Genomic DNA, 22,630 nt, shown 5'->3' with positions numbered 1-22,630 from the left:
GTTTCCAAACAAAAACACCAAGCATTAATTAGCTGTTCCAGAGCCTAAATAAATACTGTTTGATACTTGACTACCATCAGCAGTAATAAACGCCATAAATAGCTCTACTGTATCTCCTGCATAAGTTGTTGGGATTGGAACAATTTGAGAACCAACAGTTCTGTCGGCTCCATCAAGTAAAGAAATAGATTCCTTTTTTGAGGGGTTGTAAATCAATAACATTGACTTGTCAGTAGCATTTGCATTACCTTCAGCAGAGTTATCATCCCAATCAAAGGTAACTTCTCCAGCAGTTGCTAAATCAGTCGTTGGGTTTAACGCACCAGATAAACCTCCTCGACTTACTAAAGCGTTCGGATAGTCAACAACAAAGTTAGGTTCAGTACCTGTAATCGCATTATTCAACACATACGACATTGCAGCATTAAATTCTGTTTTCTTAACTGCTAATCCTTTATACCCTAACTTAATAAAAGGCTTTACAGCCTGTAAAAATTCTAAAGTGGCAGTAAACTTTGTTCTTTGGTTTACTTGACCAACAGTTCTTGGATTGGCTACACTTGAGGGTTTAATTCTAATGTAATCAATTCCTTTCCAGCTTCCACCGATAACGTTTCCAACCTTACCTGAAAGCCCTCCTAAAATACCTTGGGAAATTTTACCCATAACATAAATAATTTAAATGAAACTTATTTTTCTTCGGACTTGGTACGGACTTAACACGAAGTTGTACCTTCCGACTGAATATATGGCAAGTTTTATGCTATTCGTTAGATATGGATTTTGTTGCTTTAGATTGCTTCTTTTTGCATTTTAGAAAATAAACTTTGAATGTATGACACTTTCAAATCTGCCATTTTTGAAATGACTTTTTGAAGTTCGTCTTCTTTTTTACTAATCGCTGACACTATATTAATATGCTTTTGCAATTGAAATTCGTTATTTATTAATGATATAAAACTATTTTTTAGAGTATTTCTGCAATCATCTCTTGAAATAAATGGAATAACACTTCCTTTTAAATAGTAAGCATAAAACCCGCCTATTTGCAACATCATAGATAAGTTAAAAAGTGTGTGTTTTACCTCTTCTGTTGTAGTAGTGACAACGAAACAGTTAGCACAGGATTTTAAGAGTGGTTTTCCGCTGTTTAGCCCTTTGTTTAGTATAAAAAAATGAGGGTTTGAGTAAGCTTTTCCGACTTGGTGTGTTTTTAGTTCAAAAGTTGACATAGCTATCCAATTTAAAATTGCTTCGCTACGCTTCGCGCCATTATTTTTTTTTGAAAAGAAAAAAGATAGCCATAGTTGTTGTGGCGTGGGTAAGGCTGTCAAGGTTTTTGGATAAAAGTTTTTTTATTGAATGACTAAATCAAAAAAAAAGGTATTGAAAAAAGTTTTATTCAAAACCCGTAGGGCTTGACCTTTATAGCCTTGCGCGTTGGCTGTGGTAGCCACATATATTTGCTACCTTTTTTTATTTATTGACTGTTCTTCTAAAACATCTAAAATATCTTGTTTTTTATATAAGATTCTGTTGCCCATACGAATTGGATTTAAAATACCGTGTTTATTCCAAGAATGTATTGTTACCAAACTGATTCTTAAATATTCGGCTACTTCTTGTCTTGTTAGTAATTCATCATTTTTTGATTTTGATAGTTCTTTAAGGTAATCTTCAATTTTAAACAATAATTTATCTGCTACCTTATCCGCTAATTCATCAACTGTGACTTCTGTAATTTGGATTGTTTTTGTAATCATATTGAAATGTATTTAATTTATTGAACAACACTTTTTGGGGCATAAACTCTTAAAAAAATAGGTTACATCCAATTTGAGCGTGGGGTGAAGCGTTTGTATGGGTAGCGTTTTAAATAGTTGTTTGATAAAACAGCATTTAAACAAGCTACTTATACAGGACTTTTAGGCAATAGCTTTTTGTTTTTTTGAGGCACGATAAAAAGCAATATGCTATGGCGTATTACTGCATATTATGAACCTATTTTTTTAAAACCGCTGACTTGGGTGGTGGGGAAAAGTGGACTTTTAAATTTGTTAACGAAATGAAACAAACAAAGACTTGAGGTAAGGAATACTTGGACTTAACGATGGTTTTGTGCAGCTTGAATGAGATAACGAATATTATTATCAATTAACGTAACCCTTAAAATATTCAGATGTTTAATGTTTGTTCAAAATGTGGTTATATGTTCCGATGTGCGCGTTGGAATTGCGGATATTTTACATAATACCAGTTATAGCTACAAAATGCATTAACACTGCGATAGCAAACCTTTGAAAAGTGCCGTTTGCTACTATAACTTCTATTATGTAACATAGCTTGGGATTGGTTTTGTGGCGTAATAGTTGTTTGTGCGTTGGCAATGGCTCTTTGCTTTTTTATTGTACCAATTTTATAAAATAACGACGTTTAAATAAAACAAGCAATGTGCCATTATAGCTTTAGATACAAGTATTATGACATAAAACCAATTATGCATTGGCGCGCGGAACAACACAAAAGACAGAGGATTTTGAGCTTTCGACAGGCTCAAGCCAAGGCAAGCGAAAAAACTGGGTTTTGGGTTGTGGGGAATAAAAAAGAGCCTTCCGAAAAAGACTCTTTCATTATTGCTTAATGGTCGTGATTTGAATGGTCATCACTTTCTTCTTCACCAGATTGATTCATCATCATATCGTGGTCGTATTTACAACAACCTGGTAAACCATCATATGCTTCTTCATCACCTGCTACTTTTTCGGTATCATATCCTGAAGCTGCGATTGCTTTATGGATTGCCATTGCATCGGTTTTTGTATCATCAAAAGACACATCAATCTTCTTTTTATCGACATCCCAATTAGCACTTGCAACACCTTCAACACCGTTAGCTGCTTTTTCGATAGTGTTTTTACACATTCCGCAATTTCCTCTTACACCAAAAGACAGGTCTGTCATTGCCATATCTTTTGACATTTCAGTAGTTGTGGTTTCTGTTTCTTTTTTGGTTTCGTTTTTACAACTTGTTAAACCTAATGCTGCTATTACAGCTACACTTAAAATTACTTTTTTACTCACGTCGATTACATTTTTGTTTTTGTGTTCGTGATTTTTCTTTGAAAAATTCATTGTTTAAAATTTAATTGTTATTACTTGATTTATTATTCTATTACTTGTTTTACTTCACCACAGGTTAGCATTGCTTCGCCAAAATATGGATTGATTACTTTTTCTTCTTTGCTTAACCAATAAGCACCATTATTGTTATCTGCCATTGGACAAAATTCTACATAGACCTTTTCATTGATACCAAATAGTTGTACAGCATTGATTAGATGTGATGATAAATGTTTAAAATGGTCTCTTTGTGATTTTATATCGGACGTTTCAGAAATTGAAGTTGCAGAAGATTTTATTTCGCCTTCTAATGACATCCAATGGTTATGCGCCTTATTATCTGACAACAATTTCATATCTACTTTGTTCAATTTATTTAATAAAGTTGTTGCGTTTGCTGAAGTACTTATTGAATCTTCTTTTACTAAAGCATCTTTTAAATTGATATACGCATTGTAAACACTATTTAACTGTTGTTGAAATTTCTCTGATACTTCCAAACGCTCATTCATATTAGTGTGGTCACTTTCTTTGTTAGATGCATTGTTATCCATACCTAAATGACCTTCGTGTCCAGTCATTACTTTACCACCATCTTTATTCATCATAGACTTTTTGCCTTGTAATTGTGCTGCTGCATCAACCGTAAATGTTCCGTTAGTCACTATTTCATTTCCAACAAATAAACCTTCTACAACTTCATATTCATTACCAATTTGATTGCCTAATTTAATTTCACGCATTTCAAAAATAGGTTGGTCTGGATTTGTTTTAAGGTACACCACAGAACGTTCACCTGTCCATAATACAGAAGATGCAGGAATTGATAATACTTCATCATTTTTAGCTGTACTGCCTTCAATATTTGCGGTTACAAACATTCCTGGTTTAAATACATCGTCCTTATTGCTTAAAACAACACGTAAGGTTACAGTTCTTGTTTTCGTGTTTAAAACTGGGTCAATGAAATCTACTTTACCTTTAAACTCTTTATTAGGATAAGCATTGGTTGTTATCATCACTTCCTGTCCTTTTTTAAAGCGGTCAATCTGATTTTCATACACATCAAAGTTTCCCCAAACTGTGTTGAGATTGGCAATTTTTAATAAGGGTTGTCCTTGTTTGATGTAATCGCCTTGCTCTACCAATTTTTCTGTAACAGTACCCGAAACGGTTGCATAAACAGGAAAGTTTTCTTTTACTTTTCCTGTTTCTTCAATCTGGTTGATTTGATTTTCAGAGAGTTTCCATAATTTCAATTTATTACGGACTGCTTTGTATAAAGCAGGTTGAGATTCCTTTAAAGAAGCTGCTGTGATTAATTCTTGTTGTGCTGCATAGAGTTCTGGCGAATAAATGGTTGCCAATAATTGACCTTTACGAACTTCTTCGCCTGTAAAACTCACATTCAAACGTTCAATTCTTCCAGCGAAATAACTTACCTGTACTGCATTGGCTTCTTCGTTTTCAGCAATTTTACCAGATAACTTTATGGTGTTGCCTTCAACATTTCCCTTGCCTACAACAGTTGTTTGAATATTGGCTAATGCCATCGCATTTTCTGTTAGTTTAAATTGGTCTGCCATTAAGCCATCACTTCCGCTTTCCGCAGGAATTAAATCCATACCACAAATGGGGCAGTCGCCTGGCTCTGGTTGCATAATCTGTGGATGCATAGAACACGTCCACATTTGATTGGTTGCTGCAACCGCATCGTGATTATGGTCTATTTCTTCATTTGATGAGCCACCAAAAAGCAACCAACCCAATAACACACCTACTACGAGTATGCCAATATATATGACTATTTTATTATTTTTCATTCTCTAATCGTTTTATCATTGCTTTCATTTCTTCTATTTCTTTACGTTGTGCTTTTATAATGTCTTCTGCTAATTTTTTAACTTCTGGGTCTTGAATATCTGCTCTTTCACTTGTTAAAATAGCGATAGAATGATGTGGTATCATTGCTTTCATCCAAAGGACATCACCAATAATTGGTGCTTGTGTTCTCACCAACCCTAATGCACCTACAAACAGAATGAAACTACTTGCGAGTATTGCGATATTCTTCTTTTTATCATTATACATTTTTCGCATAAAAAACCACATTATTACTGCCATTGTTGAAATTCCTAAACACGTCATATAGAATCGTGTTAAACTAAACCATACGTGGTCTATGGAATAGGTGTTTAAATACATTGTGATGTACATTGCTACAAATGAGCAAGCCAACATTATAAAGAAGGTTTTGTAATTTCCTTTGTTTGAGTGTTTTTTTGAATTTTCCATAATTATTTGATTTTATAGTTATACTTTAATTGTTCTTAATCGTAGTGCGTTACCTATTACCGAAACCGAACTAAAACTCATTGCTAAAGCTGCTATCATTGGCGAGAGTAGTATTCCGAAGAATGGAAACAACACACCTGCTGCAATAGGCACACCTAAAGTGTTGTAGATAAGTGCAAAAAATAGGTTTTGCTTAATGTTCTTCATTACAGCATTACTTAAATTTTTTGCTTTTACAATACCGTGTAAATCGCCTTTTACGAGTGTTATCATAGCACTTTCTATCGCTACATCTGTTCCCGTACCCATTGCAATACCTACATCACTTTTTGCCAATGCTGGTGCATCATTAATGCCATCACCTGCCATAGCAACTACTTTTCCATTTTTTTGTAGTTTCTCTACTTCTTTGAGTTTGTCTTCTGGTAGCATACTGGCTTTAAAATCTGCAAGATTTAGTTCTGATGCTACTGCTTGTGCTGTATTGTGATTATCACCTGTTAGCATTATTACATCTATCCCTTTATCTTGAAGTGCTTTAATGGCTTTAGCACTTGTTTCTTTTATTTTATCGCCTATAACTACATATCCAACTACGGTTTCATCTATTGACAAATAAGAAACTGTTTTACCCTGTTCTTGGTAAGATTTAGCTTCGTCTTTCATTTTAGAAGTAATATCCGCTTTAGCATATTCCATCATTTTAGGATTACCTAATGCTACATTTTTTCCATCAATTTTAGCTTCAACACCTTTTCCTGTAACAGCACTAAAATCTTCGGACTTTAAAATTTCTGCGTTGTGTTCTTTGCCATATTTAACTGTCGCTTCTGCCAAAGGATGTTCGCTATTTGTATTTAATGACACGATGTATTGTAACACTTCTTTTTCGCTTAAAGCATCATTAAAAGCTCCAACGGTTTCAACTGTTGGTTTTCCTTCGGTAATTGTTCCTGTCTTGTCAACGATAAGCGTATTTACCTTATCCATTTTTTCAAGAGCTTCAGCATTTTTAATCAATACACCATTTTGAGCACCTTTACCCACACCAACCATTACAGACATTGGTGTTGCTAAACCTAAAGCACAAGGACAAGCAATGATTAGTACTGCAATTGCATTGACAAACGCATACACATAAACTGGTTCTGGTCCCCAAATAGACCATACAATAAATGTGATAATAGAAATAAGAACTACAACTGGCACAAAATAGCCTGAAACTTTATCTGCTAAATTTTGAATAGGTGCACGACTTCTACTGGCATCATTAACCATATGAATGATTTGTGATAATAAAGTGTCACTTCCTACCTTTTCTGCTTTCATTAAAAAGGATTGATTCCCATTAATGGTTCCGCTACTTACTTTATCTTCTTGAGATTTGTTTACAGGAATAGGTTCGCCTGTAATCATAGATTCATCAATAGTTGTTTCGCCTTCAGTTATCACACCATCCACAGGAATTTTATCTCCTGGTTTCACTTTTAGAATATCATTAAGTTCTATCTCGTCAATACTGACTTCAACTTCTTCACCATCTACTATTTTTATGGCTTTATTAGGTGCTAATTTCAACAGTTCTTTTACTGCCGAATTGGTTTTACTATGTGCACGAGCTTCTAACAATTGACCTAAAAGCACTAACGTTAAAATCACAGTTGCTGCTTCAAAATAGACGTGAACTGCACCTGATTCTGTTTTAAATTGACTTGGAAATACGTCTGGAAAGAACATACCAAAAACACTAAACGACCACGCCACACCTGCACCAATCCCAATAAGTGTAAACATATTGAGATTCCAAGTCTTAATGCTTTTATAGGCACGTTCAAAGAACATCCAAGTGGCATAAAACACTACTGGAATTGATAATGCAAACTGAATCCAGTTCCAATATTTCTGTTCCATTATATCGTACAACGGATTGTTATTGAGCATTTCGCTCATAGCCATTAAGAAAATGGGCAAGGTAAATGCTGTGGCAATCCAAAATTTCTTTAATAGCTTTTTATACGTTTTTTCTTCTGCTGAACTATCTGCTTCCATTGGCACTAAATCCATCCCACAAATAGGACACGAACCTGCTTCTTCTTTTACAATTTCTGGATGCATCGGACACGTCCATTGTTCCTTTGAAGTTGCTGATAGATTTTGTTCTTCCACCAAATCCATTCCGCAAACAGGACAATCACCTGGTTTGTTATAGATTTTATCGCCTTCGCAATGCATAGGACAATAAAATGTGCCTGTACCTTTAGGTTGCTTTTCCTTTTTAGCTTCTGAATGCTGATGGTGTTCACCTTGTTTATGAATGCTATATGTACCACCATCCTTTTTTAAGGCTTCTTGAAATGTTTCTATGGGAATATGTGATTCCATTTCTATGTTAGCTTCTGCCTTATCTAAATCGACTGTTGCTTTTGAAACACCTCCTACTTTAGAGAGCGTTTCCTCAACGTGACTGCGACAACCGTTGCAGGTCATTCCGTGTATGTGATATGTGTGTGTCATTGTTTTACTGAATTAAATAATTAATGATTGTACTTTGCACATAGTAGGTCTTCACAGATTCTATTTGGTTCATTTGAAACTTTAGCTGCAACTCTTGAATATCCAAAACATCATTAAAATCAATCGTTCCTGTTTCATAGCTTTTGATTAAAATGTCTTCTGCATCTTTGGCTTGCTGTAGGTTTTTGGTTTGGGTAGCATAACTTATTCTTGCAGAAATGCGTTCGTTATTCGCTTTGTCTAAAAGCGTTTCCAATGCATTTAAACGTTCCTGTTTTTGAGCAGTAATTTCCTGCTGTTGCAAATCATTTTGTTTGGTTTGGGATTTATATTTCTTATTGAAAATTGGGATAGATACCGAAACCATTGGCATTACAATATCCTTTCCGTTATCGCTGAAATCCATATTTGGTCTTTCAGCAACATTGATATAATCTAATCCAAAACCAATCATTGGACTGCTTTCTTTTTGATTCAATAATTCTGATTGCTCTATGGATTGATAGAGTTTATCAAATTTTAGTAATTCAGGATGTAATACTAATTTTTCAAAAGTAATATCAAAGTCTTCAGAAGGTATCATTAAACTATCTACCACATTCACGGTAACATCATTACCTCTATTCAATAGATTATTGAAGTTAGTTTGTTCTGCTAAAAATTGTTGTTGCAATACGTCTTTTAATTGTTGCATTTCGTTTTGACGCATTTGTAAACGCAATACATCAACCGCTGATGCTTTACCAACCTCAACAGAAGTCAAAGCCATTGTTTCATAAGTTTCTAACAGATTGATATTCTCTGTTAATACCTTTTGTTTTGCTTTATTAGCATATAGTCTATAATAAGATTGTGAAACTGAAGACATTAGTTTTCGCTTCGCAATTACAATATCTTCATACTTAACATCTGCTAACGAACTAACGTAATTTTCTCTTGCCGAAATATTACCAAACCACGGTAACATTTGTTTTGCAGACACCTTAAAGCGTTGAGCACCTGTTCGAGTTTCTGGTTCACTTACAAAATAACCAACTCCAAATTCTGTATTAGGAACCGTATTTACTTCATTTACTTTTTCTGAAACCCTTTTGTATTGCAATTCAAATTTTTGAATTTCAGGGTTGTTATCTAATGCTTCATTAATGAGCACATCTAATTGTTGCGCATTTCCTTTGAGAACAAAGATTAAAAAACAAAGAAAAATGACTGACTTTATGTGTGATTTTATATGTTTCATTATACTGTTCTTTTAAGTTTAACTTCTGCTTTCCAACTATATAAAACAGGGACTACAAATAGTGTTATTAAAGCGATTAACATTCCACCAAAACTTGGTATTGCCATAGGTATCATAATATCACTACCTCTTCCTGTAGATGTTAATACTGGTAATAATGCCAATATGGTAGTAGCAGTTGTCATTAAACAAGGTCTAATACGTTTTTCTCCTGCTTCTACTACTGATGCTCTGATTTCTTTTTTATTTTCTGGTGTATTTCTATCAAATGTTTGTGTTAAATAAGTTGCCATTACAACTCCATCGTCTGTTGCAATACCAAAAAGAGCAATAAACCCAACCCAAACCGCTACACTTAAATTAATGGGGTGCATTTGAAATAAATCGCGCAGATTTTCACCAAAGACATTGAAGTTTAAGAACCAATCTTGACCATAGAGCCATATCATTACAAAACCACCAGCAAAAGCAACTGCAATACCTGTGAATACCATTAGTGATGTCCCTACTGAACGAAATTGGAAATACAGAATTAAGAAAATGATTGCCAACGCTAAAGGCACAACAACCGACAAGGTTTTTTCTGCTCTTAATTGGTTTTCATACGTTCCCGTAAATTGGTAGTTGATACCTTTTGGGACTACCAATTCGCCACTATCTATCTTTTCTTGAATTAAGGTTTGTGCATTTTCTACCACATTGACTTCTGCAAAACCATCCATTTTATCAAATAACACATAGCCAACTAAAAAAGTGTCTTCACTTTTAATTACTTGTGGACCTTGTTCATATTTTATAGTCGCCAATTCACTTAAAGGAATAGGGCTTCCTTTTTCAACAGGCACATAGATTTGTTTTAAATCGGTTGGATTTGCTCTTAATTCTCTTGGGTAACGAACTCTAACACCATAACGCTCACGACCTTCTACTGTCTGTGTTAATACCATACCACCAACAGCCACTTTCAAAACATTTTGAACTTCCTCAATGGTTACGCCATAACGTGCAATTTTCTCTCTATCAATATCAATTAACAAATAAGGTTTACCAACAATACGGTCTGCAAAAACAGCTTCTTTTTTAACACCTTCAGCTTGTTTAAGTATATCTTCTAACTGAACACCAAATGCTTCTATTTGTTTTAAGTCTTGACCTTTAACTTTTATTCCCATAGGTGCACGCATACCAGTTTGTAGCATTACTAATCGGGTTTCAATAGGTTGCAATTTTGGTGCAGATGTAACGCCTGGTAGTTTGGTAACTTTAACAATTTCGTTCCAAATATCATCTGGTGATTGTATTTCAGGTCTCCAATTTCGATAGAACTCTCCATTATTGTCTGGAATGAGTTGAGACCTTTCGACTGTGCTCAAGGTGACATTTTCTGTATTATTTGGATTTGCGATAAATCGACCATCTTTTAATTCAAACAAGCCATCATTATTCACTTTGTAGCGTTGACGTTCTCGATTTTCATTCAGCATATATTCTGACTTATACTGAATAACATTTTCATACATTGATAGTGGTGCTGGGTCTAAAGCAGATTCTGTACGACCTGCTTTTCCGACTACTGTTTCAATTTCAGGAATACTTGCAACTGCCATATCTAACTGCTGTAAAACACGCTTATTTTCTTCTACACCAGAATGTGGCATCGAAGTAGGCATCAATAAAAACGAACCTTCATTTAATGATGGCATAAATTCTTTACCTGTGTTTTTCATAATGAAAAAACCAGCAATGACAATTGCAGTTGGAATTGAAAGAAATAGTAATTTATTATCTAAACACCATCTTAAAATTCGAGTATAATACCTGATAAACAATGAGAAAACACCCAATAAGCCAAAGCAAATGACACCAACAAAGATGAGGTTCCAGAAGATACTTTTATCAACTCCTAAAGGTCTCCAATATTCCGCTAACAGAAATACTATTGCAGTTGTACATATTATGATATTAATTAAGTTGGATTGTTTTTCTGTTATTTTATTTTGAGTACTTAACAATGCTGTGATACCAAAAGCTATCAATATTAATCCTAACCAATAACCATAGATTATTGCTATTATCCCTAATACTATTAAAACGCCATTTAAAGCATATTTAAAATGCGTTTTTATGCTTTTCTTTCTGAATAAAAACGCTGCAAAAGGTGGAATTAAAAACAATGCTACAATTATTGAAGCTGTTAATGCAAAGGTTTTTGTGAATGCTAATGGTCTGAACAATTTACCTTCAGCGCCAATCATTGTAAATACAGGAATGAAACTTATAATTGTAGTCATTACTGCGGTTACGATTGCACCAGAAACTTCGGCTGTTGCGTTGTAAACTACTGTATTAATGGATTGTGTTCCATCATCTTCATCTAAATGCCGAATGATATTTTCTGATAGTATAACACCAACATCGACCATTGTTCCGATAGCAATTGCAATACCAGATAATGCGACAATATTAGCATCGACGCCAAAGAGTTTCATCGCAATAAATACCATTAAGACTGCAACTGGTAATAATCCTGAAATCAAGACAGAAGCTCGAAGATTAAACACCATAATGATTATAACCAAAATGGTAATCAATATTTCAAGAGTTAAGGCTTCATTGAGTGTACCTAAAGTTTCTTGTATCAATTCTGTTCTGTCATAAAAAGGCACTATGGTAACTTGTGATGTTCTTCCATCTGCCAAAACTTTTGAAGGTAATCCTGCACTTAATTCATTAATTTTTTCCTTTACGTTATTAATGACTTCCATTGGGTTTGCTCCATAACGAGCCACCACAACAGCACCAACAACTTCAGCACCTTCTTTATCCAATAAACCTCGTCTTGTTGCTGGACCTAATGAAACTTTTCCAATGTCTTTAATTTTTATTGAAGTGAAATTTTCAGAATCAACTACAGCATTTTCAATATCTGCAATGGATTTTACATACCCCAAACCACGAACTAAATATTCAGCTTGGTTAATTTCCAAGGTTTGTGCGCCAATATCCTTATTACTTTCTTTTACAGCTTTAACAATATGATGTAACCCAATGTTATATTGACGCATTAGTTCTGGGTTTACATCCACTTGGTACTCTTGAACATAACCACCAATTGATGCAACTTCAGAAACACCGCTTGCAGAGGACAAGGCATATTTAACATAGTAATCTTGAATACTACGTAATTCGTGTAAATCCCAACCACCTGTTACATTACCGTTCTCATCACGACCTTCAAGTGTGTACCAAAATATTTGTCCTAATCCTGTGGCATCTGGACCTAACGCTGGATTAACACCTTCGGGTAATAAACCACTTGGTAAGGAATTAAGTTTTTCGAGAATACGACTTCTGCTCCAGTAAAATTCTATATCCTCTTCAAAAATGATATAGATGCTTGAAAACCCAAACATAGAGGAACTACGAATGGTTTTCACTCCAGGAATACCCAATAATGATGTGGTTAATGGATAGGTTATTTGGTCTTCTATATCTTGTGGGGAACGACCATCCCACTTGGTAAATACGATTTGTTGATTTTCACCTATATCGGGAATAGCATCTACTGCTACAGGGTTACTTGGCAAAAATCCTGTATCCCAATTAAAAGGTGCATTAACAGTTCCCCATCCAATAAAAAGGACAAGTAGTAAAACTGCAACGAGTTTGTTTTCTATTAAAAATTTGATGCTTTTATTTAGCATATGATTGATTTTAAACAATTAGACAATAGTGTTGTAAAAACACCGAATACAGTAAATTATCCTTACGACATTGCAGTCATAGGATAAAAGAGTCTATTGTTTAAAAATCAAATTAAGTATGTCTCGTCAATCTTGTAGAGTTGCCTTATGACGAGTGGTGGTTTGTATTCTTCGTAGGTAGATACATTACTGTCTAAACCTTCAAAAAGGTTAATGTAAGTATAAACAAATGAAGCGATGAATACTTGTTGCTCAAACGTGATTTTGTCAACTTGCAATTGTAATTCGTCTTGACCTTCAATTGCTAATTGTTTATCATCACAACAATTTTTCTTGGTAATAGAACATTCTTCGGTTGAAGGCTTTTCCATTTCCATTCCGCAACCTTTGGCTTTTTGAAAGATAGCAGATTCTACTAAAGTATCTCCACAATAATGCATATTCACAGTAAATGACATTGTAGAGAATAACACTACAAAAGTCATTGCTAAAGACATTATTTTATGGAAAATCTGCTTCATATTGATTGCGAAGTTACGAAATTTTAACAACTATTGATTTTGTTTAACAGAAGTTTAATTGATTAATCTGCTTAATCCCATTTCATTTTCTGCAATCGAACTGCATTTAAAATTGCTAATAATGCTACTCCTACATCTGCAAAAACAGCTTCCCACATTGTGGCTAAACCACCTGCTCCTAATATCAAGACAATAACTTTAACTCCAAACGCTAAAATGATATTTTGCCAAACAATTTTTCTTGTAGAACGACTTATTTTAATGGCTCTAACTACTTTTGAAGGCTGGTCGGTTTGAATGATAACGTCTGCTGTTTCAATAGCTACATCACTACCTAAACCACCCATTGCAATACCAACGTTACTTGCTGCTAAAACAGGTGCATCGTTAATACCATCACCTATAAAGGCTATTTTGTTTTCAGGATTTTTCTTTAAAATTTCAACTTCGTTTAATTTATCTTCTGGAAGTAAACCACCTTTAGCATTTTCGATATTCAACTCTTTAGCGACTTGTTGCGTGATGGAATCTTTATCACCGGAAAGCATCATAATATTTTTAATGCCTACTTTGTGTAATGCTGTAATAGTTTCTTTTGCATCTTCCTTTAATTCATCTGCTATGACTACATAACCTGCAAATTGATTATCGATTGCTACTAAAACAATAGATTCTACAATAGATTCCGTTTCAGATGGAACATCAATATTATTAGTAGTCATTAAGGCTTTATTTCCTACTAAAACTGTTTTACCATTTACAATGCCTTTTAAACCTTTACCTGCAATTTCAGAAACGTCTTGTGCTTCAAAATCTTCTCCCTCTGATTTATACTCTAAAATTGCTTTAGCAATTGGATGCGTGGATTGTTCTTCCATCGCCATTAAATATTGCATAAATTCGGTTTCTTTCCAACCGATTGCTTTTACTTCTTTGATTTTAAAAACACCTTTGGTAACGGTTCCTGTTTTGTCCATTACCAAAGTACTTATCTTGGTCATTGCATCTAAAAATGAAGCACCTTTAAATAAAATTCCATTTTTTGAAGCTGCTCCCAAACCACCGAAATAACCTAATGGAATTGAAATCACTAACGCACAAGGACAAGATATTACCAAGAAAATTAATGCTCTGTATAACCAATCTCTAAATACATAATCATCTACAAAAAAGTAAGGTATAAAAGTAACACCAATAGCTAAAAACACAACAATTGGTGTGTAGATACGAGCAAACTGTCTAATAAATAGTTCTGTTTTAGACTTACGAGCTGTAGCATTTTGAACCAAATCTAATATTCTCGCAATAGAACTGTCTTCAAACTTATTAGTTACCTCAACTTCAATAACGCTTTCTAAATTGATACTACCTGCGTAAACCTTTGCTTCTTTCTGAATGGAATCTGGTTTGCTCTCGCCTGTTAACGCTGCGGTGTTTAGAGATGCTTTTTCGGATAATAAAATCCCATCTAACGGTATTTTCTCACCTACTCGAATTTGTATTTTTTCACCAATATTTACAGCTTCTGGCGACACACTAACATAATCACCATCACGAAATACATTGGCTTCTTTTGGTCGAACATCTAATAAGGCTTTAATATTTCCTTTTGCTCTATTAACTGCTGCGTTTTGAAATAATTCTCCTACTGCATAAAATAGCATTACTGCCACACCTTCAGGATATTCACCAATGATAAACGCACCAATGGTGGCAATAGACATTAAAAAAAACTCGGTAAAAACATCGCCTTTTATAAGACTTTTCCATCCTTCTTTAATTACAGGAAATCCAACTGGAATATATGCTAAAGTGTACCAAACTACTCGAATCAATCCTTCAAATTGAGGAATCGCATCAAAATAATCTACAGCGATACCTACCATTAACATAACAAAACTTATAATAGCAGGAATGTATGTCTTGAATGCACTTCCATCTCCGTGGTCGTGACCATCATCGTGAGAATGTTGCTCTTCTGAATTTGGTTTTAAATCTCTTAAATTGACTTTCTTTTTTTTCATTTAGTTTTGTTTTAGCAACAACTTTTGTTTTGTTGAATTGGTGGACAAGGAACTGTACCATAAGAACAATACACACAACAATCTCCTTCGATTGGTTTCAAAACCGTTTTACAATGCTCACACTCGTAAAAGAATTGACAAGCGTTAGTTGGCATATCTTCTTTCTTTTTATGACCACAGGTTGGGCAAGTGATTTCCGATTTTAATATAGTTTGCATCAATTTTAATTTTTATCAGTTACTTTATAACCCGTAGAATTAATTGCTTTCTCAATTTCTAATTCATTAGTTTTAGTTTGGTCATACTCAATGATTGCGTTACCATTCTTGTATGATGTTTTTGAGTTTACAATTCCGTTAAGTTTATTTACTTCGTGGTTTACGTGAGCTTCACAACTGGCACAAGTCATTCCACTTATTTTATACACTGTTGTTTTGATATTTGATTTATCAACGATAACAATTTGTTTCTCTGAATTTGGATAAAACATACTTGAGTAGTATGGTAATGCCAACATCACTATTGCGAATACTGTTACAACTCCTAAAAAGGTTTTTGACTGAATAAATTTTGGTTTTTTATCCGTTTCACATTCACAGTCGATTTCTTTTTCTGGTTTTAATTTTTGATACCAAGCAAAGAGAAGAACTAATATAGTTAGCCCTATTAAGTAAGGTCTAAATGGTTCTATCCAAGAAAAAGTTGAAGCTACACCACTTGTACCTGCAATTAATGCCAAAACAGGTGTGATGCAACACAATGAAGCTGTGATTGCTGTTAGGATACTTGTAACCGCTAATTTATTTTTCATTTAATATCTAATAATTTTTCAATGTCATTGGGAATAGGCATTCGTTTTAATGGTGGCACGTTTGCTCCACCAGTATTACCAAGTGGAACGTGATTTATAAATGATTTCCAGCCACCCACAAGCAACCTAATTATTTGACCTATTACTTCTTTCGTATCTTTTTGTCTAAATCCAAACTTTAGCATAAGCCAATGTGAATAGGTATGTTCTATAGGATAAGATTGTCCTATTATATGACTACGTTCTAAATGATACCAAGCATTACCAAACTGCTTATTTTCTAAACAGAAACTGTATTGTTTTAATTCTTGGTTATACGCCTGTTTTAGATGTTTAGGTATTTTAGTATTAAACTTCATATCCTCTAATTTTGGATAAATGTACTTTAATAGTAAGTGCAATGGAAGTGCAATGGAAGTGCAATAATTAGACACTACACTTATCGCAAATACCTTTTACCACCAAATTTACATTCTCTGACACAAAACCATCTGGCACTTTTATTTGAGGTATTTTATGTTCTGTTAAGCAAATGGTTTCATTGCAATTATTACAATGGAAATGTAAGTGCAAATCGGTTTCAATTTCACAATTACATCCCTTTTCACATAATGCATATTTTGTAATCCCTGTACCATCGTCTATTTGATGCACAATAGCCTTTTCTTCAAAGGTTTTAATAGTTCTGTATAAAGTGGTTCTGTCTGCTTTTGAGAAAGCATTTTCAATATCACTTAAAGTAACAGCGACCTCTTTTTCTGTAAGAAACTTATATATAAGCAAACGCATTGCTGTAACACGAATATTTTTTGACTCTAATACTTGTTCTATTGTTTCCATAATTAATGTGCGTGTTCTGCTTCTCCTTTTTTCATTTCTGCGTTAAGATAATAAGCATTGTTATAAGCAAATTTTGTATTACTTTCTATGTTTTCAGTAAATTGAACCGATACCCAATCACCATCTTTAGTGCCTAATACAACTTCGATAGGTTTAAAGCTCCAATCGTCATTTTCTTTTTCTACTGAAAACACATAATATCTTTCGCCTTCTTTTATAATTGCACTTTCTGGTAAAGCTTTTGTTTGGGTATTATCTACTTGAATTTTACCTTGAATATACATACCAGGAATTAAGTTACCTTTTTTGTTTTCTATTTCTGCGTGAACGTGGACTGCTTTTGGGTTGTCCTCAAAGGTTTTGCTTACGGAATAGATTTCTGCGATAAGCTCTGCATCTGGTATGGATTGTACCGTAAAGTTAACTTTCTGACCTTTCTGTACTTTATAAACATCTTTTTCAAAAACCATTAAATCGGCGTGAACGTGATGCGTATTTACAATTTCAAATAATTCGGTTTGTGGCTCTACATATTGACCTGTTTTTACTTCAACTTTTTGCACAAAGCCTTCTATTGGACTTCGCAATGCTATGCGCTGTGCAATTGTTCCATTGCGAACTGATGTAGTGTTAACGTTGAGTATTCTTAATTGCGCTTCTAAACCATTAACCATTGCTTTTGATGCTTGATATTCTGCTTCTGCTTTCTGGAAATTAGCACCAGAACCAACACCAGCATCGTATAATTTTTGTTGACGTTCATAATTTTTCTTTGCAAGCTCGCTATTGCTATAAGCGTTTAAATAATCCGTTTGCGCTTGTATGATATTTGGGTGCGATAGATAAGCCACAACTTGACCTTTATTAACCTTATCACCTTCAATCACTTCAATTGAAACGACATTTGCACCAACAACAGTAGTAATAGCTGCTTCGTTTTGTGGTGGTACTTCTAACGTTCCGTTTGCTTCTACATAGCCGCTCATATTACGTAATGCTAACGTATCTATTTTCATTTTCAATGCATCGAATTGCTGTTGTGAAAGCATTACTTCGTCTTCATCGTGATGCTCTTCGTTAACTTCTGTTTTTTCTTCCTCATCGTGGGAATGACCATCATTCTCGTTATGATTTTCTTTATTTCCGCAAGCTGAAACAAATATGGCTAACACCATTACGGTAAGGATTTTATATATTTTGTTTTTCATTGTCTTATTTATTAAAATATTGTAATTGAAATGTGCTTTCTAAATAGTTTACTAATGCAGTCTGTGCTTCCAGTTCCGATTGAATTGCTTCTTTTATCAACTGCGTAAATGCAGTATAATCAATTTCGCCTTCTCTATATGCCAGTAATGCACCTGTTTTTTGCTCTTTTGTTAATGGTAAAACTTGGTCTTTGTAAAACTCCCAAGATGTTTTCCATTTCATATAATTTTCTTTAGCCTGAACAAACCTTGATTGTACTTCCTGTTTTTTGAACGCTACATTGGTTTCCGCTATTTCTTTATCAATTCTGGCACTTCTAACTTGTGCTTTGCTAGAACCTGATAAAAACGGAATTGAAATTCCTGCTTGATAGGTGTAAAATCCTGAATTGCCATTTACTTTTTGTAAACCACCTTGAAGATTGAACTTTGGCAAATTATCTGCTTTTGCAGCTTTATATTTAGCTTCCGCTTCATCTACAATGCTCTGCGACATACTGTACAATGGATGACTTTCAATACTGAATGTTTCCATATCACTATCTATCGCTACCTCAAATTCATCTGAAACTGTAAAAATTTCTTCTGATACCAACCACAAATTGAATTGCTGTAAGGCAATAAGATAATTACTATAGGCTTGCGCTTTTTTATTCTGAATTTGAAACGCTTGATTTTTTGCTGCCGAATATTCTAATTTAGAAATAGCTTCGACTTCATAATTTAAAGCTACTGCTTGCTCGAATTTGGAATAAATGGAATCCAATTCCTTATACAAATCATAGTTTTGTTTCATTTGATAGCAATTAGACCAAGCTTTTTTAACTTCCAATTCTAATTCCAACTCGGAAAGTTGAAAGGCTTTTTGTTCCAATTGAATGCGTTGTTCTTGTAGCTTCTTTTTAGAACCAATGCCAAATACATCGATATTTGATTGACCAATACCAATGGTTGTATAGATGCCATTTCCATTATCAATTTCTTCTCCACCTGTAAAAATTTGAGTCGTTCCGAAATCATAGGCAGTCGATTTTAATTGTTCTTGTTTTGTAATTTCCAACTGCTTTTGCTTCAATAATGGATAATTACTTTTTGCGAGTTTAACAGCTTCCTGTAATGAAATTTCGGGAATTGTATCATTCAACTCTTGTGCATTACTTTGTGGTGAAAAGCCAAATAGTAATAATACAACTGCTGTTGCTGTTACTAACTTTTTATTTGGCTTAAACGTAAAAGATTTGTTTTCTACCCAATGATATAAAATTGGTAAAACAAATAAGGTAAGCAAAGTTGAAGTTAATAATCCACCAATAACAACCGTTGCCAATGGACGTTGTACTTCTGCACCAGCTGATGATGAAATAGCCATTGGTAGAAAGCCTAATACATCTGTAAAAGCAGTTAGCATAATAGGTCTGATTCTTCGTTTAGTACCTTCAACTATTCTATCCTTTAGATTGGTTACACCTTCTTCTTTTAATTCGTTGAGTCCGCTTATCATTACCAAACCATTTAAAACTGCAACACCAAACAGCACAATAAAACCAACACCTGCCGAAATACTAAATGGCATATCACGTAACCACAACGCCACAACACCACCAATAGTTGCCATTGGAATAGCTATGTAAATCATTAAGGTCTGTGGTAAAGATTTTAATGCAAAATATATTAGTATAAATATGAGTAACAATGCAATAGGCACAACGGTTTGTAATCGGTTGCTGGCACGTTCTAAATTTTCAAATGCACCACCATAACGAATAAAATAACCTGATGGTAATTCTAATTGTGCATCTAATTTTGATTTAATTTCAGTTACTAACGATTTTACATCACGTCCTCTAACATTAACACCTACATAGGTTCTTCTATTGGTGTTATCTCTACTGATTTGCATTGGTCCTGCTTTATAGCTTACATCTGCAATTTCACGTAAAGGAATTTGAGCACCCGAAGGTAAATTGATATACAGGTTTTGAACATCTGAAATATCCTTACGGTTTTGATCGCTTAATCGTACTACTAAATCGAAGCGTTTTTCACCTTCAAAAATTACACCTGCTGTACCACCTGCAAATGCAGATTGTACGGTTTGATTAAGCGTATTTATTTGAAGACCATATTGCGCCAATTTATTCCTGTTGTAATTGATTGTCATTTGTGGCAAACCTGTTGTGGCTTCCGCTTTCATATCACCAATACCTTCAGTACCTGCGATAATTTTAGATATTTCTTCGGCTTTTTGAGATAGAATATCAATGTCTTCACCATAAAGTTTTATAGCAATATCTTCACGAACACCTTCTAATAACTCGTTAAAACGCATTTCAATAGGTTGTGTAAACTCATAATTAACACCAGGAACCATTTCAACTGCTTCTTTCATTGCTTCAATCAATTCATCTTTTGATTCTATAGTAGTCCATTCACTTTTAGGTTTCAGAATTACAAAAACATCGGCAATATCCATAGGCATCGGGTCGGTTGGAATTTCGGCAACACCAATACGACTCACAATTTTATCAACTTCTGGAAATTTTGCTTTTACTATTTGTTCTATTTTGGTAGTAGTTTCAATAGTTTCTGTAAGTGAACTACCTGGTTTTAAAATAGCGTGAAATGCAATATCACCTTCATCGAGTTGCGGAATGAACTCGCCACCCATTCTTGAAAACATAAAAACGGTTATTCCGAACAACACAACTGCAATACCAATTACCCATTTCCCTTTTCGCAAGGCTCTAACCAATAAAGGTTGGTATTTATCTTCAACCCAATGCACAAATCTATCTCCATAAGATTTTTTATCGTTTTTAGGTGCTCTTAATATTAAAGCTGACATCATTGGCACATAGGTTAAACAAAGTACCATTGCACCAATCATAGCAAAAATAAAGGTCAAAGCCATTGGTTTAAACATCTTTCCTTCAATACCTTGTAAGGCTAAAATGGGTAGAAAAACGATAAGGATAATCAACTGACCGAAGAAGGCAGCATTCATCATCTTTTTTGAAGCATTAGAAGCAACTTTATCTCTTTCTTTAGATGTAAGTTGTTTCTTTTTCAAAACTTGTGATGCTATAAGAAAAACAGTGCTTTCAACAATAATTACAGCACCATCTACAATGATTCCGAAATCAATTGCTCCTAAACTCATTAGGTTTACCCAAACATCAAAAACATTCATTAAAATAAAAGCAAATAATAAGGATAATGGAATAGTAGAGGCAACTATTAAACCTCCTCGCCAATTACCTAATAAAAAGACCAACACAAAAATGACGATTAATGCACCTTCAATAAGATTAGTTGTTACTGTAGAAGTTGTTTCGCCAATTAATTTACTTCGGTCTAATAATGGTTCAATAATTACGCCTTCTGGTAACGACTTTTCAATTTGAGTCATTCGCTCTTTTACATTGGCAATAACATCATTGGAATTAGCTCCTTTTAGCATCATTACCAATCCACCTACAACTTCTCCTTCACCATCTTGGGTTAATGCACCGTAACGAATTGCAGAGCCAAATTGTACCGTAGCAATATCGCCAATAGTGACAGGTATATTATTAATATTCTTGACAGTGATTTTTTTAATGTCCTCTAAACTTCTCACCAAGCCTTCACCACGAATAAAATTGGCTTGATGGTTCTTTTCAATATATGCACCTCCTGTATTTTGATTATTGGCTTCAAGTGCATTAAACACATCTGTAATGGTAAGGCCAATAGCATTTAAATCGTTTGGGTCAACCGCTACTTCGTATTGTTTTATTTTTCCACCAATAGCGTTTACTTCTACCACACCAGGAACCATTGCCATTTGACGCTGTACAATCCAGTCTTGCATTGAGCGTAAATCTGCAATGTTGTATTTGTCTTTAAACTCTGGTGCAACTTTTAGTGTGTATTGGTAAATCTCTCCTAAACCTGTTGAAATAGGCCCCATTGTAGGTTCGCCAAATCCAGCAGGTATTTGCTCTTTGACTTTGTTTAGTTTTTCGGCTACTAATTGGCGAGGTAGATATGTTCCCATATCATCATCAAATACAATAGTAACCACAGATAAGCCAAAACGAGAAATTGACCTTATTTCCTGAACATCAGGAAGATTGCTCATTGCCACTTCAATTGGATAAGTAACAATTTGCTCAATATCTTCAGTACCTAAATTGGGGGATTGTGTTATAACCTGTACTTGGTTATTGGTAATATCTGGAACAGCATCTATTGGCACTTTGGTCATACTCCAAATACCTGTTCCGATTATGGTAAGCGTAAGCAAACCAATAATGAATTTGTTATTGATTGAAAAATCAATGATTTTATTAATCATAGAAAATGTATTAA

At 34.2% G+C, this 22,630-nt stretch carries 17 protein-coding genes; all 17 read right to left on the bottom strand.

The window, feature by feature from the left end; translation table 11 throughout:
• Positions 1-24: 24 nt before the first annotated feature.
• The 17 genes from ACWYN7_RS08305 to ACWYN7_RS08225 all read right to left on the bottom strand — a co-directional run bounded on the left by ACWYN7_RS08305 (position 25) and on the right by ACWYN7_RS08225 (position 22,616).
• Positions 25-666: a DUF6266 family protein gene (locus tag ACWYN7_RS08305; RefSeq protein ID WP_462859442.1), complete on the bottom strand. Its 642-nt coding sequence runs from the start codon at positions 664-666 to the stop codon at positions 25-27.
• 125 nt (positions 667-791) lie between these two features.
• Entirely contained in the window at positions 792-1,334 is a 543-nt protein-coding gene (locus tag ACWYN7_RS08300; protein WP_462859441.1) for a DUF6943 family protein, read from the bottom strand.
• Positions 1,335-1,466: 132 nt separating this feature from the next.
• Positions 1,467-1,763: a helix-turn-helix domain-containing protein gene (locus tag ACWYN7_RS08295; protein ID WP_111126185.1), complete on the bottom strand. Its 297-nt coding sequence runs from the start codon at positions 1,761-1,763 to the stop codon at positions 1,467-1,469.
• Between the two features lie 874 nt (positions 1,764-2,637).
• Positions 2,638-3,132: a heavy-metal-associated domain-containing protein gene (locus ACWYN7_RS08290; RefSeq protein ID WP_462859440.1), complete on the bottom strand. Its 495-nt coding sequence runs from the start codon at positions 3,130-3,132 to the stop codon at positions 2,638-2,640.
• Between the two features lie 32 nt (positions 3,133-3,164).
• Positions 3,165-4,943 (bottom strand): efflux RND transporter periplasmic adaptor subunit, encoded by a 1,779-nt coding sequence (locus tag ACWYN7_RS08285; protein ID WP_054851355.1) that lies wholly within the window; start codon positions 4,941-4,943, stop codon positions 3,165-3,167.
• Positions 4,933-5,415, bottom strand: coding sequence for a DUF305 domain-containing protein (locus ACWYN7_RS08280; RefSeq protein WP_027879803.1), 483 nt, complete (start codon positions 5,413-5,415; stop codon positions 4,933-4,935). Before ACWYN7_RS08280 ends, ACWYN7_RS08285 begins: the two co-directional genes overlap by 11 nt.
• Positions 5,416-5,433: 18 nt before the next feature.
• A complete protein-coding gene (locus tag ACWYN7_RS08275; RefSeq protein ID WP_054851356.1) occupies positions 5,434-7,929 on the bottom strand; it encodes a heavy metal translocating P-type ATPase in 2,496 nt (831 codons plus the stop codon).
• A 4-nt stretch (positions 7,930-7,933) separates the two neighbouring features.
• A complete protein-coding gene (locus tag ACWYN7_RS08270; protein ID WP_054851357.1) occupies positions 7,934-9,169 on the bottom strand; it encodes a TolC family protein in 1,236 nt (411 codons plus the stop codon).
• Positions 9,169-12,873 (bottom strand): efflux RND transporter permease subunit, encoded by a 3,705-nt coding sequence (locus ACWYN7_RS08265; protein WP_462859439.1) that lies wholly within the window; start codon positions 12,871-12,873, stop codon positions 9,169-9,171. Before ACWYN7_RS08265 ends, ACWYN7_RS08270 begins: the two co-directional genes overlap by 1 nt.
• Before the next feature lie 107 nt (positions 12,874-12,980).
• The gene (locus tag ACWYN7_RS08260) at positions 12,981-13,394 is read right to left on the bottom strand and encodes an HYC_CC_PP family protein (RefSeq protein ID WP_036122971.1); all 414 of its coding nucleotides are present in this window, start codon (positions 13,392-13,394) and stop codon (positions 12,981-12,983) included.
• A 71-nt stretch (positions 13,395-13,465) separates the two neighbouring features.
• Entirely contained in the window at positions 13,466-15,418 is a 1,953-nt protein-coding gene (locus ACWYN7_RS08255; protein ID WP_054851359.1) for a heavy metal translocating P-type ATPase, read from the bottom strand.
• 11 nt (positions 15,419-15,429) lie between these two features.
• On the bottom strand, positions 15,430-15,636 hold the full coding sequence (locus ACWYN7_RS08250; RefSeq protein ID WP_076692386.1) for a GDCCVxC domain-containing (seleno)protein: 207 nt from the start codon (positions 15,634-15,636) through the stop codon (positions 15,430-15,432).
• 5 nt (positions 15,637-15,641) lie between these two features.
• The gene (merTP, locus tag ACWYN7_RS08245; RefSeq protein ID WP_054851360.1) at positions 15,642-16,229 is read right to left on the bottom strand and encodes a mercuric transport protein MerTP; all 588 of its coding nucleotides are present in this window, start codon (positions 16,227-16,229) and stop codon (positions 15,642-15,644) included.
• Entirely contained in the window at positions 16,226-16,588 is a 363-nt protein-coding gene (locus ACWYN7_RS08240) for a DUF3703 domain-containing protein (RefSeq protein ID WP_013622781.1), read from the bottom strand. Before ACWYN7_RS08240 ends, merTP begins: the two co-directional genes overlap by 4 nt.
• 67 nt (positions 16,589-16,655) lie before the next feature.
• A complete protein-coding gene (locus ACWYN7_RS08235) occupies positions 16,656-17,069 on the bottom strand; it encodes a Fur family transcriptional regulator (RefSeq protein WP_054851361.1) in 414 nt (137 codons plus the stop codon).
• A 2-nt stretch (positions 17,070-17,071) separates the two neighbouring features.
• Positions 17,072-18,277 (bottom strand): efflux RND transporter periplasmic adaptor subunit, encoded by a 1,206-nt coding sequence (locus tag ACWYN7_RS08230; RefSeq protein ID WP_013622779.1) that lies wholly within the window; start codon positions 18,275-18,277, stop codon positions 17,072-17,074.
• 4 nt (positions 18,278-18,281) lie between these two features.
• On the bottom strand, positions 18,282-22,616 hold the full coding sequence (locus ACWYN7_RS08225; RefSeq protein ID WP_054851362.1) for a CusA/CzcA family heavy metal efflux RND transporter: 4,335 nt from the start codon (positions 22,614-22,616) through the stop codon (positions 18,282-18,284).
• Positions 22,617-22,630 lie beyond the last annotated feature (14 nt).

The organism is Polaribacter sp. M10, from assembly GCF_054968445.1.
The sequence above is the reverse complement of the archived record's forward strand: the minus strand, read 5'-3'. Positions and strand labels throughout refer to the sequence as shown.

Excerpts from the sequence above, each read along its gene's own strand:
- ACWYN7_RS08240 (WP_013622781.1), bottom strand. The coding sequence starts at position 16,588 with ATGAAGTTTAATACTAAAATACCTAAACATCTAAAACAGGCGTATAAC.
- ACWYN7_RS08225 (WP_054851362.1), bottom strand. The coding sequence starts at position 22,616 with ATGATTAATAAAATCATTGATTTTTCAATCAATAACAAATTCATTATT.
- ACWYN7_RS08290 (WP_462859440.1), bottom strand. The coding sequence starts at position 3,132 with ATGAATTTTTCAAAGAAAAATCACGAACACAAAAACAAAAATGTAATC.
- ACWYN7_RS08305 (WP_462859442.1), bottom strand. The coding sequence starts at position 666 with ATGGGTAAAATTTCCCAAGGTATTTTAGGAGGGCTTTCAGGTAAGGTT.
- ACWYN7_RS08285 (WP_054851355.1), bottom strand. The coding sequence starts at position 4,943 with ATGAAAAATAATAAAATAGTCATATATATTGGCATACTCGTAGTAGGT.
- ACWYN7_RS08260 (WP_036122971.1), bottom strand. The coding sequence starts at position 13,394 with ATGAAGCAGATTTTCCATAAAATAATGTCTTTAGCAATGACTTTTGTA.
- ACWYN7_RS08255 (WP_054851359.1), bottom strand. The coding sequence starts at position 15,418 with ATGAAAAAAAAGAAAGTCAATTTAAGAGATTTAAAACCAAATTCAGAA.
- ACWYN7_RS08230 (WP_013622779.1), bottom strand. The coding sequence starts at position 18,277 with ATGAAAAACAAAATATATAAAATCCTTACCGTAATGGTGTTAGCCATA.
- merTP (WP_054851360.1), bottom strand. The coding sequence starts at position 16,229 with ATGAAAAATAAATTAGCGGTTACAAGTATCCTAACAGCAATCACAGCT.
- ACWYN7_RS08250 (WP_076692386.1), bottom strand. The coding sequence starts at position 15,636 with ATGCAAACTATATTAAAATCGGAAATCACTTGCCCAACCTGTGGTCAT.
- ACWYN7_RS08235 (WP_054851361.1), bottom strand. The coding sequence starts at position 17,069 with ATGGAAACAATAGAACAAGTATTAGAGTCAAAAAATATTCGTGTTACA.
- ACWYN7_RS08295 (WP_111126185.1), bottom strand. The coding sequence starts at position 1,763 with ATGATTACAAAAACAATCCAAATTACAGAAGTCACAGTTGATGAATTA.
- ACWYN7_RS08270 (WP_054851357.1), bottom strand. The coding sequence starts at position 9,169 with ATGAAACATATAAAATCACACATAAAGTCAGTCATTTTTCTTTGTTTT.
- ACWYN7_RS08265 (WP_462859439.1), bottom strand. The coding sequence starts at position 12,873 with ATGCTAAATAAAAGCATCAAATTTTTAATAGAAAACAAACTCGTTGCA.
- ACWYN7_RS08275 (WP_054851356.1), bottom strand. The coding sequence starts at position 7,929 with ATGACACACACATATCACATACACGGAATGACCTGCAACGGTTGTCGC.
- ACWYN7_RS08280 (WP_027879803.1), bottom strand. The coding sequence starts at position 5,415 with ATGGAAAATTCAAAAAAACACTCAAACAAAGGAAATTACAAAACCTTC.